Genomic DNA, 13,577 nt, shown 5'->3' with positions numbered 1-13,577 from the left:
TAGAAAAGACAAGTGTCTGGCAAACAGCGCATCGATGGCCATCTGCGACCGATGCCGATATTGTAACCAGCGCCGACGTACAGGCGGTCGCGATTTTCCATCTTGAGGTTAGCGCCTCGCATGGGCGCCAATGGGACAGGTCGCGCGCTGAACCAGCGCGGCGGCCAACAGCACCAACAGCATGGCGACAACGTAACCCGCGGCATCGAAGCCCAGGTCGATCATGTCGAAATGACGACCAGGAACAAAGATCTTGTGCACTTGGTCACCGACAGAGCAGACGGCGCAAAAGAGCAGAGCGAGTACGTACCGGAATCGCGCGCATGGCAGGCACTCGCCCAGGCATGCCACTGTCGCCGAAGCAAACAGTCCTACAAAGAAGAACTCAACGGTATGTGCGACGCGACGAATGTTGGCACCCATCCACAGACGAACGGGCGCAAGCGGGTCGGGATGAACAGTGGCAGTCGTTGAATCCGTGCCCTCGACGGCATCCCCCGCCTGGAACTCCTGCGTGGCGTCGGGCCGCACGTCCGCGGCCCGTCCTTCCACCGCACGCGCGGTGGACTCGCTGAGCGACGACGTCTGCTCCACGTTTTGCTCCGTCAGCATCCAAATACTTGCCAGCGTCACGACCAGCAGGGCAATCGAAATCCATCCGACCATGTGCTTCACACGCGCCAAGGGCCAACCTCCGTCATTTTTTGAGCAGCAGCGAGTGTACCCCCAAATGCAGTTGTCGCCGTAGCGAAATCCAAAATGTTCGAATCGGGGCGCCAAAGGACCGTGGCGCCCCTACTCCATCTCGCGCATCCAGCGATCGAACGTCCCCACGCACACGCCTAGCCGCTTTGCCGCCTGACTCCGCGTGATATCACCCGCCTCGTAGGCATCGCGTACCAGCTCGAATTGCGGGGGACAGGGCTTGCGGGGCCGGCCAAAGCGCACGCCGCGCGCTCGCGCCGCCGCAATGCCCTCGGCTTGGCGCCGGTGGATGTTCTCGCGCTCCACCTGCGCCACATAGCTCAGCAGCTGCAAAACAATATCGGCAATCAACGTACTCGTCACGTCCGACCCACCACAGTCTCTGGCGCGCGTGTCGAGCAATGGCATGTCCAGCACCACGATGGCGGCACCGAGCTCTTTGGTTATGCACCGCCATTCCTCGAGGATCTCGCTGTAGTTACGGCCCAGCCGATCAATGGAAAGTACCACCAGCACATCGCCGGAATCCAACGCGCACAGCAGCTCGCGATACCGCGGTCGATCGAAGTCCTTGCCACTCGCATGGTCGGCAAAGATATTCGCCGGTTCCACGCCATAGGCGCCCAGCGCATCCAGCTGCCGATTCAGATTTTGATCACGCGAGCTCACCCGCGCATACCCGTACACCGTTGTCATCTCATCCCCGCTCTCTCGTAAACCTCCCAAAAAGGGACAGGTTTATTTTGGTAGGTTTTATCTCCCCTGCAGCAGGCGGAAGACGCAAGCGCGCGAGCGGCAAGACGATTGAACCGCCACGAAAAAGGCAGCCCCAAAAGACCGCCCCGTTCTCTATCAATCATCAAATTCCGGCTAATGAATAAGCCTGAAATCCAAGTGCCCGCGGGTCGTGTTGACACGCGAGACCTCGATGATCACGCGTTGCCCCAACTCAAAACGGCGCCCCGTGTCGGCACCCGTCAACGTGAGCGCGTCCTCGTCAAACTCGAACCACTCGCTTCCCAAGCTCTTAATCGAGACCAAGCCCTCGACCTGTGTCAGGTCGAGGCGCACAAAGAGGCCCATGCTGCTGACCCACGAAATGGTTCCGGCATAGCGCTCGCCCAGACGATCCTCGTAATACTGGGCAATCTTGATCTTTTGCGTCGCATGGCTGGCGGCGTCGGCCGCACGCTCGGCATCGCTGCATGCACGGCAAATCTGCGGCAAGATGCGCGGCAGCGACTCGCGACCCTTGCCGATCAGCCGCGGCGTGCGCGCCAAGGCATCCTTGCCGCCCAGCTGCTCATACGCCAGTTGCAATTTGAGCACGCGATGGACAACAAGGTCCGGATAGCGTCGGATAGGGCTCGTAAAGTGGCAGTAGCACGGCGCGGCGAGCGCAAAGTGGCCCTCGTTGCGCGGCTTGTACAGCGCGCGCTGCATACTGCGCAATAGCAACGTGTTGACAAGCGGGGCATTTGCCGTGCCAGCGGCAGCGTCAACCGCCGCCTGCAGCTCATCGGGACTTCCCAGGGCAATGCCGGCCGCGCGGCGATCGTCGATGATACCCAGCTGCGCCAGCGTCACAGCGGCCCCGTGCAAGCTGTCGGGGCTGGGATCCTCATGCACGCGATAGCATGCCTCAATATCGCGGTCTGCCAGCCACTCGGCAACGCACTCGTTGGCAAGCAGCATAGCTTCCTCGATGAGCGACGTGGCACACGAGCGCTCGCGGGCCACGATCTGCACGGGAACGCCGTCCTCGTCCAGCAAAGCGCGAATCTCCGCCGTGTCAAAGTCGACCGAGCCGCGCGCACGGCGAATGCGACGGCGTCGCTCGGCAAGCTCGTTGGCAGCAACTAGGAAATCGCTCAGATCCACGTCGTAGTCGCGGGCAGTCTCTTCGCAAGTCAAACCGCGCTCAAGCGCCTCCTCGCGCGACGCCTCGGCTGCAGCAACATCCTCGGCGGCACCTTCCAACACGGAGTACTCCACCGCACCGGCACGCACCAGCAATGCCTCGGCACCGTCATAGTCCATACGCACGCGCGAGCGAATCACACTGGGATACGGATCGTAGTGGCGGACGTGCCCCTGCGCATCGAGCTCGATGTCGACGGTAAACGCCAGGCGATCCTCGTCGGGGCGCAAGGAACACAGGTCATTCGACAGGCGCTCGGGCAACATGGGAAGCACGCGATCGGCAAGGTACACCGACGTCGTGCGATGGCGAGCCTCTAGGTCGATGTGTCCATCCCAGGCCACATAATGCGATACATCGGCGATATGGACACCCAGCTTGTAGCCGCCCTGCGTCGTGCGCTCCAAAGAGATGGCGTCGTCAAAGTCGCGCGCGTCGACCGGATCAATCGTGATGATAAAACGGTCGCGCAGATCACGGCGAAGTGGGTCCTTAAGAGCTGTCGCCACGTCGAGCGATAGCTCCTCGGCCTCGGCAAGGGCGGTCTCGGGATAACTATCGGTATAGCCGTAACGAGCCATGACATATTGAACGCCCAAGTCGGGTGCATCGTCGCCGCCAATGCGGCGTTCAAGAGTCACGGTGCCCGATTCCAAGCGTGTCGGATAGCTCAAAATGCGTGCGACGACTGCATCGCCCGGATGCACGCCCAAACGCTCCGCCGAAGTATCCTCGGGCAAAATAAAGAAATCGGCCTTGAGACGCGAATCAAGCGGCTCGATCACACCGAGGGGGCCTGCCGTCTGATACGTGCCCACCACGCTTATGGCCGCGCGCTCGACAACGCCCTCGATCACGGCACGGCGATCGCCGCGCGGTCCGGTCTTAATGCTCACGGCCACGATGTCGCCGTCCATAATCTCGCGCTTGCCGCGACCCATAACCTTATAGTCGCCATTATCGGTGACAACATAGGCGCTATGCTCATGGAGCTGCACGCGGCCCGTCAGGCTGGGACGCCGCTCGCTGCGCACCGGCGCGCGCTTGTTGCGAGCGCTACGCTTATGTTTGTTATTGCGCCCCATGGCGCCTCCTTACTATCTGTTGCGGGGCCCGCAGGCGCATCCGCATCATGTCAAAACACTGTGCAGGCCTAAACCGCACGCATCAAAGAGTCTACCCAATCAACAACAGGGCACGCACCTCGCGTCATGATCCCTATGTGACGGAGAAAATCGAATTATCGAGACAAGCCGAACTGCCGGTGAGTCCTTTTCCTCCGTCGCACGGGATCAAAAAACGGGCCGCCCCAGAGCGGGACGGCCCGTTAGCAAAACTAATTCCAGCTGTGTCTACACGCGCAGGTAGCGACGCATGGCAATGGCGGAACCAAAGAGACCGATGATCACGCCGACCAGGATCAGTGCGGCATACGTCACCAGGTAGTATTGCATCGGCAGCGCAAACGACATCCAGCCAATGCTCTCCTGAAGACGCGGAACCAACAGGTTGCGAAGCAGCTCCAAAACACCGATGGAAAGCAGCGAGCCCAAAACGGCCTGCAGCACGCCCTCGGTGATAAACGGACCGCGAATAAAGCCATTGCTGGCGCCCACCAGGCGCATGATAGCAATCTCACGGCGGCGAGCCGTAATCGACAGGCGAATCGTGTTGTTGATAAAGATGAACGCGATAAACGTCAGCAAACCAACAAGCACAACGGCAGCGATGCGGATGTAGTTCGTCACCTGGAACAGGCGGCTCACTTCCTCCTGACCGTACAGAACGCTCGCGTCAACGTCACCGTCATCCGCGATCTTCTGGAAATCGGAGTTCTTCTTGAGCTTCTTGGCCGTGCTCTCGACCTGGGACGGATCGTCCATCTCGATCGCGAACGAAGCAGGCAGCGGATTCTGGCCGTCAAGTGCGCTCAGAGTGGCGTCGGCGTTACCCGACATCTTGCTCGTGTACTCGGCCAGCGCGTCGTCCTTGTCCTTATAGGTCACGGACTTAACGTTGTTCCACGTCTTGAGCTCACTCTCGAAAGCCTGGACGTCGGCCTGGTCGGCGTCATCGCTAATAAACGCGTTGATAACAACCTGGTCCTCAACGGTGCCGATCACGGAGTTCAGCATCGCGGAACCCATGATGAACAGGCCGATGATAAACAGCGAAAGAAAAATCGTGATGACGGCGCCGAGCGAGGTGGTCCAGTTACGGAAGAAGTGGCTCATTGCCTCTTTGAGCGAATAGCCCACGTTAGTTGGTGCCATAGTTGCCGTAACCTCCCCTCTCCTGGTCGCGGATTACGTGGCCGCCCTCGAGGGCGATCACGCGACGATGCATACTATCGACCATCTCGCGATCGTGGGTAGCCACGATCACGGTCGTACCGGTGCGGTTAATGCGCTCGAGCAGCTTCATGATGCCGAGCGAAATTGCCGGGTCGAGGTTGCCCGTTGGCTCGTCGCAAATCAGCAGCGGCGGACGGTTGACCATGGCGCGGGCGACGGCCACGCGCTGTTGCTCGCCGCCGGAAAGCTGATCGGGCAGCGAGTCCATCTGATCGGCCAAACCGACCAGACGCAGTACCTCGGGCACCTGGCTGCGAATGACGCCCTTGGGCTTGCCTATGCACTGCAGGGCAAACGCCACGTTTTCATAGGCGGTCTTTTGCGGCAGAAGCTTAAAGTCCTGGAACACGGCGCCAATCTGGCGGCGCAGGAAGGGAACCTTGCGGTTCTTGATTTTCATGAGATCCTGACCGGCGACCAAAATGCGACCGCTCGTAGGCCTGACATCACGGTTGAGCGTGGAAAGCAGCGTGGTCTTACCCGATCCGGAATGACCGACCAAGAAGACGAACTCACCCGGATAGATCTCGATGTTGATGTCGTCGAGTGCGGGCTTGTTGGGCTGTGCCGGGTAGATCTTGGTGACATGCTCCATCAGAATGACGGGCTCGACACCGGCCTGCTTGGCCATCTTCTTGCGACTTGCCTGCGGATCGATAGGCGCGAACACCGACGTAAAATCGGGGTTGTTGAGCGCATTGTCAAGACTTGCGACCTCGGCAGCCTGATCATTCTCGACCATGGGCGCAGCGGGCTGCGTAGGATCGGGAATGCCGGCAAAGAGGCCGGACTGCGCCGGCTGCGGCGCGGGCGTAGCAGGAACCATGGGATCGGGAATGCCCGCCATGGTCGGCTGAGGCTCGGCTGACGTCTGAGGCTGGTTCACGCGAGCAGTCACCTTTTGGACGGGCTCAAAGCCCGCAGCGGCAGAAAGCTCGGCATCGCTGGTGGGATTGTAGGCAAAGGGATCGGATGCCGGCCGTGCCTGATCTGCCGGCTGTGCGGGGGCCTGGGCAATATGCTGGCCCTCTGAATCCGGAGTGGCGAAACGTGTGCCCGGGACACCTTGCCGTGTCTTGGGGGCCTCATCGCCCGCACCGGAGGTACGGAAGTGGTTACCCACTGGTGCTCCTTATCATCGTGCGTTTAAACTACATGAGCGCTTTGTATTTTAGCAGCATTAGCTTCGCTGCACATAAGAAGCATGGCAGGGTTTTGGTCTCACCGGCCGCGCACAGGGCTACCTCCCAAATCGTCCTCGGACATGTCGGAGTCCCCGCTGCGCGCTTCGCGCTGCGGGGACTCCTCCGTCCTGCGGAAAGATTTGGGAGGTAGCCCTGTGCGCGGCCTGCGGCTACTAAGGAGTCGCCGCGTTTTTCTTGGGGTGCTGCATATACAAAATTGGAAGGGCTGAGTTGCACTTTGCTGATATGGGCCCGCTTCCCGGAGGAAGCCCTTGTTTGGTGCGGGCCCGATTTGTTTGTTACCGACAAAAAACAGGGGCGCCCTCTTTGGGGGCGCCCCTGTTCTGGCTTGCATACGGTTGCTAAAGCGATACTTTGCCTCGTCTTGCCCTAGGCCAAGAACTCCTTGGTGGTTGCCACGATGTTGGCGGCATCCAGGCCGTACTTGTGCAGGAGCTCGGCGCCCGGACCGGACTCGCCAAAGGTGTCGTTGACGCCAATCTTCTTGAGCGGCGTCGGGCACTGAGCGCAGAGCACGTCGGCAACGGCGCTGCCCAGGCCACCGATCACGGAGTGCTCCTCGACGGTCACGACGTGGCCGGTCTTGGCGGCGCTCTTGACGATCAGATCGGCGTCGATGGGCTTAATGGTGTGCATGTTGATGACCTCGGCGTCGATGCCCTCGGCAGCGAGCTGCTCGGCAGCATCGAGAGCCTCGCCAACCATCAGGCCGCAGGCGATGATGGTCACATCGGCGCCCTCACGCATGACGATGCCGCGGCCCAGCTCGAACTTGTAGGTCTCGGGGTCGTTGATGACCGGCGAGGCCAAACGGGCAAAGCGCATGTACACGGGGCCGTCGCACTCGTAGGCGGCGCGGACCACGGCGCGGGCCTCCACGTCGTCGGCCGGGACAATCACGGTCATGCCAGGGATAACACGCATAAGGGCGATATCCTCGCAGCACTGGTGCGTGGCACCGTCCTCGCCCACCGAAATACCGGCGTGCGTGGCGCCGATCTTGACGTTGAGGTGCGGATAGCCGATGGAGTTACGGACCTGCTCAAAAGCGCGGCCGGCGGCAAACATGGCAAAGGTGCTCGCGAAGGCAGTACGACCGGTGGTCGCGATACCGGCGGCGACACCCATCAGGTTGCTCTCGGCAATGCCCACATCGAAGAAGCGGTCGGGGCAGGCGGCCTTAAACTTACCGGTCTGCGTGGCGGCAGCCAGGTCGGCGTCGAGGACCACAAAGTCGTCGTGCTCGGCAGCGAGCTCAACGAGGGCCTCGCCGTAGCTTACGCGCGTGGCGATTTTCTTGACGTCTGCCATCCTAGAGCTCCTCTCCGGCGGCCGTGAGCTCTGCCATGGCCTGCTCAAACTGTTCATCGTTGGGGGCCTTGCCGTGCCAACCAACCTGGTTCTCCATAAAGGAAACGCCCTTGCCCTTCATGGTCTCGGCGATAATGGCGGTAGGCTGACCCTTGGTGGCGCGAGCCTCGGCAAAGGCGGCGCGAATCTGACCGAAGTCGTTGCCGTCGGCGAGCTCCACCACGTGGAACTTAAAGGCGCGGAACTTGTCGGCGAGCGGCATGGGATCGTTGACCTCCTCGACGGGACCGTCAATCTGCAGACCGTTGTGGTCAACGATCACGCAGAGGTTGTCGAGCTGCTGATTGCCGGCAAACATGGCGGCCTCCCAGACCTGGCCCTCCTCGCTCTCGCCGTCGCCCAGCAGGGCGTACGTGCGGTAAGTATCGCCCCAGTGCTTGGCGGCGACGGCCATGCCCACGGCGGCGGAGATGCCCTGGCCCAGCGAGCCGGTGGACATGTCGACGCCCGGGGTGTCGTTCATGTTGGGGTGGCCCTGCAGGTGGCTGCCGATATGGCGCAGCGTCTCGAGGTCCTCCTTGGGGAAGAATCCGCGCTCGGCGAGCACGGCGTACAGACCCGGAGCGCAATGGCCCTTGGAGAGCACAAAGCGGTCGCGGTCGGCCTTGCGAGGATCGGCCGGGTCGACATTCATTTCCTCAAAGTACAGATAAGTCATGATGTCGGCAGAGCCGAGCGAACCGCCCGGATGGCCGGACTTGGCAGCGTGCACGCCGGTGACGATGCCCTTCCTTACCTCGTTGGCAACCTTTTTGAGCTCTTCGTCGCTCATTGTGCCTTCCTTTCATCCTCTTTAGACAAGATGCGCACGGCGCAGAAGGTAATCCCAACCCAGCCGCAATGCACGTGCGCCATTCATTATGCTGGAAACTGAAGGCTTTACCAGAGTTTTTATCATTATTTGAATAATTTAGCTGGCAGACCCGCTGATGAATCGGTTTATCAATGTGAACGTCTTTTGGATGGAGCGCAGTCTGCCCTACGCGTTAATGTCCTTGAACCCCTCGCCGAAGGCTTCCGTAACGTCGGCGACCGTCACGATAGCTTGAGGATCGCGCTCACGCACGATGGTCTTAAGTGTATTGAGCTCGCGGCGGCTAACGATCACCATAATCACCGGCTTCTCCGCGCCCGAATACATGCCGGTCGCCTTAAATTTAGTGCAGCCGCGACCCAGGCCATACATGATATCGGCCGCGATATCGGGGAAATTCTCCGAGATGATGAGCACCATACGGCGCTTGTTGCCGCCATCGACCACAGCGTCGATCACATAGCCGCTAATTACCATCGAAAGCCCTGCATACAGCGCGTTCTCCAGAGAGAAGACGGGGGCCGATGCCGCGCATACGGCGACATCGATCGCCATGACGGTCGAACCCACCGGCAGCGAGGTATTACGCGAGATAATCTGGCCGATGGTGTCGGAGCCGCCGGTGTTGGCGCCGGCGCGTAACACCATGCCGTAACCAATGCCCGTGATAATGCCGCCCCACATAGCGGGAAGCATCAGGTCCGCATCTGCCAGAGGCGCTACAAACGGGGCAAACAGGTCGGTAAAGAAGCCCAGTAGCACAAAGCCTGTCGCCGTCTGTACCACATAGAACATGCCGCCCTCGCGCATGACGACCAGCAACAGCAAGGCATTCATCACGATGGTTTGGATACCGACGGGCAGCGACACGCCCCGCGCGGCACCGACCGCCTGGATAATAGTCGCAAGGCCCGTAACGCCACCGGCGGCAAGACCGTTGGGAATCAAAAACAGGTCGGTCGCGATGGCCGCCAAAGCGCACCCAAGCATGATCTGGGGCAGATCGCGGAAGAAGTTCATTGAAAGAATGCGCTTGATATCCAGACGATATGCCATGCTACCTCCCTCAAAAAAGCGCACCCCATTGGGTGCGCTTTGAACTTATTGCCGTATTCGATTCTACCGATTCGCCGAGGAAAAACCACCCCGCGGCGGGTTTGCTCTGGATATAAAACCGCCCTGGTCAGAGTTTAGTGTCGGTCCGAGACTCACCCGGGGCTTAAGCGGACGGAGACTCCGCATCAGCATTGCCGGTAGCCCAGCGATGGTAGCCGATCACAAACGGATCCAAGTCGCCATCGTCGAGAACGGCCTCGACGTTGCTGGTCTCCACGCCCGAGCGCAGGTCCTTGACCATCTGATACGGATAGAGCACGTAGCTGCGGATCTGGTTGCCAAAGCCAATCGTGGTCTTGGGACCGCGGATCTCGTCGAGCGCCTCGGCGCGCTTCTCGAGCTCAATCTCGTACAGGCGGGCCTTGAGAATCTGCATACACGCGGCCTTGTTCTGAATCTGGCTGCGCTCATTTTGGCAGGTCACTACAATGCCGCTGGGAAAATGCGTCACGCGCACGGCGGAGTCGGTGGTGTTGACGCCCTGGCCGCCCGGGCCGCTTGCGTGGTACACGTCGACGCGGATATCGTCGGGGTTGATCTCGATATCGATATCGTCGGGCAGCACCGGAATGACCTCGACGCCGGCAAACGTAGTCTGTCGACGCTTCTTGTCATCGGTGGGGCTAATGCGCACCAAACGGTGAACGCCGGCCTCGGCACGAAGCATACCGAAGGCATCCTTGCCCTCAACGGTAAAGGTCGCGCGATCAATGCCAATGACCTCGGCAGCGGGGCAATCGTTGATGGTGACCTTCCAGCCGCGGCGTTGGCAGTACTTCATGTACATCTTAAAGAGCATGAAGGTCCAGTCCTGCGCCTCCAAGCCGCCCTGTCCGGGCTTGATGGTCACAATCGCGTCACCGTGATCGAACTCGCCGGTAAACCAGCTCGAAAGTTCGAGCTCATCGATGGCGCGCGCCAGACGATCAGCCGTGGCGGCAGCCTCCTCACGCAGTGCAGCGGCATCGGGGTCATCGCCCATTTCCTCGGCAAGTTCCAGCGCCGCGCGGGCGTCGGAGAGCTCGCCGCGCGCGGTATCCACGGCGGCGATATCCTCCTTGGCGCGCGCAATCTCTTCCATCGTGGCGCGAGCGGCATCGGCGTCGTCCCAAAAGCCGGGAGCGACGCTCTTGGCCTCAAGCTCGGTCACGTGGGTGCGCTTCTCGTCCAAATGAAGATACGACTCGACCTCGCCGAGCCGGTCCGCAAACGCGTCCAACTCGGCGGGCGTTACCTCTAAAGCATCCGCCATTAACGATTCCTGCCGTGGCAGTACTTGAACTTCTTGCCGCTGCCGCAAGGGCACGGTTCGTTGCGACCCACGTTGACATACGGGTCGTCGCTCTCGGACTTGCGGTAGGTGGTCACCTTAGCGCCGTTGTTGACAGCTGCCGGTCCGCCCTGGACGGCCGTGCGAGCCTGTGCCCGTGCCTCCTTGCGCAGGACCGAGTTGCCGTTGTCGCCATCGACGTCGGCGGGGCCGGAGAAGCGCGCACCCTCGAGCGCGGGGTCCTCCTTGCGCTCCACAGCCTGCGGGGCGGCCTTGATCTCGATGCGCAGGACGGTGCGCAGGTAATCCTCATACATGGTGTCAACGAGCATCTGGAAGGCACCATAGGCCTCAGTCTTGTACTCGACCAGCGGGTCGCGCTGACCAAAGCCGCGCAGGCCGATACCGGTCTTGAGGTAGTCCATCTCCTGCAGGTAGTTCATCCAGCGGGTATCGATGACGCGCAGCATGACCTGAGTATTGAGCTCGCGCATGAGGTCCTCGCCCAGGCGCTCGGCCTTCATGTTGTAGCACTTCTCGACGTAGGCTAGGACATCGGCAGCAAGGGCCTCGTAATCCTCGTCGGGGAACTTGGGCGTATCGATATGGCCGGTCAGCTCCACGACCCACTTGCGCAGGCCATCGAGGTCGCGCTCGCCGTCGTGGCTGTCCTTAGTGCAAAACTCCTGCACGCAGCGGTACACGGTGTCGTGCATGACCTCGGTGATGTGGTCGGTCAGGTCCTTACCGTCCAGAATCTTGTTGCGCTCGGCGTAGATAACCTGGCGCTGCTTGTTCATCACGTCGTCGTACTCAAGAACGCTCTTGCGCATGGAGAAGTTGATGCTCTCGACCTTGTGCTGAGCGCTCTCGACGGCCTTGGAGATGATCTTGTGCTGGATGGGCATGTCGTCGCCCATTTCTGCCGTGACCATCATCTTGGAGACGCGGTCCATCTTGTCGCCGCCAAACAGGCGCATCAGATCGTCCTCGAGCGACAGGTAGAACTGGGTCTCGCCCGGATCGCCCTGACGGCCAGAACGGCCGCGCAGCTGATTGTCGATACGGCGGGACTCATGGCGTTCGGTGCCGATGACGGTCAGACCGCCGGCGGCAAGCACGCGCTCGCGCTCGGCCTTGCAGGTCTCCTTGGCCTCGGCGTTAAACTGCTCGAGCTGCTCGGGCGTCACGTCCTCCATGGTCAGGCCCTCGTACTCCAGGCGCTCGCGCACCAGCTCGTCGGGGTTGCCGCCCAGCAGGATGTCCGTACCACGACCGGCCATGTTAGTAGCGATGGTCACGGCGCCGTAGCGTCCGGCCTGGGCAACGATATGAGCCTCGCGCTCGTGATGCTTAGCGTTGAGGACCTCGTGCGCGATGCCGCGCTTGGTAAGGGCGGCCGACAGCTTCTCGGAGCTTTCGATGGAGACGGTGCCCACCAGGACCGGCTGGCCCTTGGCGTGACGCTGCTCGACATCATTGGCAACGGCGTTGTACTTGGCCTGGATGGTGCGGTACACCAGGTCCTCGTGATCGACACGCTGCACGGGCTTGTTGGAGGGAATGACCTCGACGGGCAGCTTGTAGATCTCGCGGAACTCGGCGTCCTCGGTAAGCGCCGTACCGGTCATGCCGGAAAGCTTGCCATACAGACGGAAGTAATTCTGCAGGGTGATGGTGGCCAGCGTCTGGTTTTCCTCGCGCACGAGCACGCCCTCTTTGGCCTCGATAGCCTGGTGCAAGCCCTCGGAGTAGCGACGGCCCTCCATGATGCGGCCGGTGAACTCATCGACAATCTTGACCTCGCCGTTGGTAACGACGTACTGCTTGTCGCGGTGGAACATGTATTGGGCCTTCAACGCCTGCTGCAGGTGGTTGACCAGCTGGCCCGAAAGGTCGGCGTAGATGTCCTCGATACCCAGGCGGCGCTCTATCTTCTTGAGGCCGCGCTCGGTGGCGGCAATGGTGTGCTTGGCCTCGTCCATGACGTAGTCGCCCGTGGGCTCCACGTCCTCGGTAGCGGTGAGCATATCGTGCGACACGTCCTCGCCGCGCTCCAGCCCGCGCACGGCGCGCGCGAAGTCCTTGTAGGTGCTGGCCGACTTGGTGCCGGCGCCCGAGATGATCAGCGGGGTCCTGGCCTCGTCGATCAGGATGGAGTCGACCTCGTCGACGATGGCGTAGCTGTGGCCGCGCTGGACGCGCTGCTCGGGGCGGGTGACCATGTTGTCGCGCAGGTAGTCAAAGCCAAACTCGGAGTTGGTGCCGTAGGTGACATCGGCCTGGTAGGCCGGGCGCTTAAGCTCGAGCGGCATGTTGTTCTGCAGCAGGCCGACGGTCATGCCCAAATACTTGTAGATGCGGCCCATCCACTCGGAGTCGCGCTTTGCCAGGTAGTCGTTGACGGTAACGACATGCACGCCCTTGCCGGCGATGGCGTTAAGATAGCCGGCCAGGGTGGAGACGAGCGTCTTGCCTTCGCCGGTCTTCATCTCGGCGATATGACCCTCGTGCAGCGCCATGGCGCCGATGAGCTGTACGTCAAAGTGACGCATGCCCGTGATGCGCTTTGAAGCCTCGCGCACGGTGGCAAAGGCCTCGGGGAGCATGTCGTCAAGCGACTCGCCGTTAGCATAACGCTCGCGGAACTTATCGGTCTGGCCGCGAAGCTCCTCCTCGGTCATCTTCTCAAACTGAGGCTCAAGCCCGTTGATCTGGTCAACGATCTTGTAGTAGCGCTTAAGGTCCTTATCGGATCCAAAGGACAGCAGCTTTGACATGAATCCCATGTGGTTTTCCTTTTTTGGCCATCGCCCGTAGC

Annotated in this window: 10 protein-coding genes; all 10 read right to left on the bottom strand. The window is 61.0% G+C overall.

Annotated features, from left to right (window positions below; genetic code table 11):
* Positions 1–108 precede the first annotated feature (108 nt).
* Positions 109–675 (bottom strand): VanZ family protein, encoded by a 567-nt coding sequence (locus ACTQVX_RS01565; RefSeq protein ID WP_441560093.1) that lies wholly within the window; start codon positions 673–675, stop codon positions 109–111.
* A 120-nt stretch (positions 676–795) separates the two neighbouring features.
* Entirely contained in the window at positions 796–1,401 is a 606-nt protein-coding gene (locus ACTQVX_RS01560) for a recombinase family protein (protein WP_427717749.1), read from the bottom strand.
* Positions 1,402–1,575: 174 nt separating this feature from the next.
* On the bottom strand, positions 1,576–3,711 hold the full coding sequence (locus tag ACTQVX_RS01555; protein WP_441560025.1) for a ribonuclease R family protein: 2,136 nt from the start codon (positions 3,709–3,711) through the stop codon (positions 1,576–1,578).
* Positions 3,712–3,978: 267 nt separating this feature from the next.
* Positions 3,979–4,899, bottom strand: coding sequence for a permease-like cell division protein FtsX (gene ftsX / locus ACTQVX_RS01550; RefSeq protein WP_154515997.1), 921 nt, complete (start codon positions 4,897–4,899; stop codon positions 3,979–3,981).
* A complete protein-coding gene (gene ftsE / locus ACTQVX_RS01545; RefSeq protein WP_441054830.1) occupies positions 4,886–6,103 on the bottom strand; it encodes a cell division ATP-binding protein FtsE in 1,218 nt (405 codons plus the stop codon). The genes ftsX and ftsE overlap by 14 nt, the downstream gene beginning before the upstream one ends.
* A 451-nt stretch (positions 6,104–6,554) precedes the next feature.
* On the bottom strand, positions 6,555–7,496 hold the full coding sequence (locus ACTQVX_RS01540) for a transketolase family protein (protein WP_441560023.1): 942 nt from the start codon (positions 7,494–7,496) through the stop codon (positions 6,555–6,557).
* A 1-nt stretch (position 7,497) separates the two neighbouring features.
* Positions 7,498–8,328 carry a transketolase gene (locus tag ACTQVX_RS01535; RefSeq protein WP_154516003.1) on the bottom strand — a complete coding sequence of 277 codons (831 nt, stop codon included), beginning with the start codon at positions 8,326–8,328 and terminating at the stop codon, positions 7,498–7,500.
* 207 nt (positions 8,329–8,535) lie between these two features.
* Positions 8,536–9,426, bottom strand: a complete 891-nt coding sequence (locus tag ACTQVX_RS01530) for a YitT family protein (RefSeq protein ID WP_441048319.1) — start codon at positions 9,424–9,426, stop codon at positions 8,536–8,538.
* Between the two features lie 163 nt (positions 9,427–9,589).
* Entirely contained in the window at positions 9,590–10,738 is a 1,149-nt protein-coding gene (prfB, locus tag ACTQVX_RS01525) for a peptide chain release factor 2 (protein ID WP_441560021.1), read from the bottom strand.
* Positions 10,738–13,545 carry a preprotein translocase subunit SecA gene (gene secA / locus ACTQVX_RS01520; protein WP_441560019.1) on the bottom strand — a complete coding sequence of 936 codons (2,808 nt, stop codon included), beginning with the start codon at positions 13,543–13,545 and terminating at the stop codon, positions 10,738–10,740. The genes prfB and secA overlap by 1 nt, the downstream gene beginning before the upstream one ends.
* Positions 13,546–13,577: the final 32 nt, after the last annotated feature.

Source organism: Collinsella sp. LCP19S3_A6 (assembly GCF_052122015.1).
Taxonomy (GTDB): domain Bacteria; phylum Actinomycetota; class Coriobacteriia; order Coriobacteriales; family Coriobacteriaceae; genus Collinsella.
Note: the sequence above shows the minus strand (reverse complement) of the source record. Positions and strands in the feature narration are given on the sequence as shown.

Coding starts and splice junctions, on each gene's coding strand:
- ACTQVX_RS01560 (WP_427717749.1), bottom strand. CDS start 1,401: ATGACAACGGTGTACGGGTATGCGCGGGTGAGCTCGCGTGATCAAAAT.
- ACTQVX_RS01555 (WP_441560025.1), bottom strand. CDS start 3,711: ATGGGGCGCAATAACAAACATAAGCGTAGCGCTCGCAACAAGCGCGCG.
- ftsX (WP_154515997.1), bottom strand. CDS start 4,899: ATGGCACCAACTAACGTGGGCTATTCGCTCAAAGAGGCAATGAGCCAC.
- ACTQVX_RS01540 (WP_441560023.1), bottom strand. CDS start 7,496: ATGGCAGACGTCAAGAAAATCGCCACGCGCGTAAGCTACGGCGAGGCC.
- ACTQVX_RS01535 (WP_154516003.1), bottom strand. CDS start 8,328: ATGAGCGACGAAGAGCTCAAAAAGGTTGCCAACGAGGTAAGGAAGGGC.
- ACTQVX_RS01530 (WP_441048319.1), bottom strand. CDS start 9,426: ATGGCATATCGTCTGGATATCAAGCGCATTCTTTCAATGAACTTCTTC.
- prfB (WP_441560021.1), bottom strand. CDS start 10,738: ATGGCGGATGCTTTAGAGGTAACGCCCGCCGAGTTGGACGCGTTTGCG.
- secA (WP_441560019.1), bottom strand. CDS start 13,545: ATGGGATTCATGTCAAAGCTGCTGTCCTTTGGATCCGATAAGGACCTT.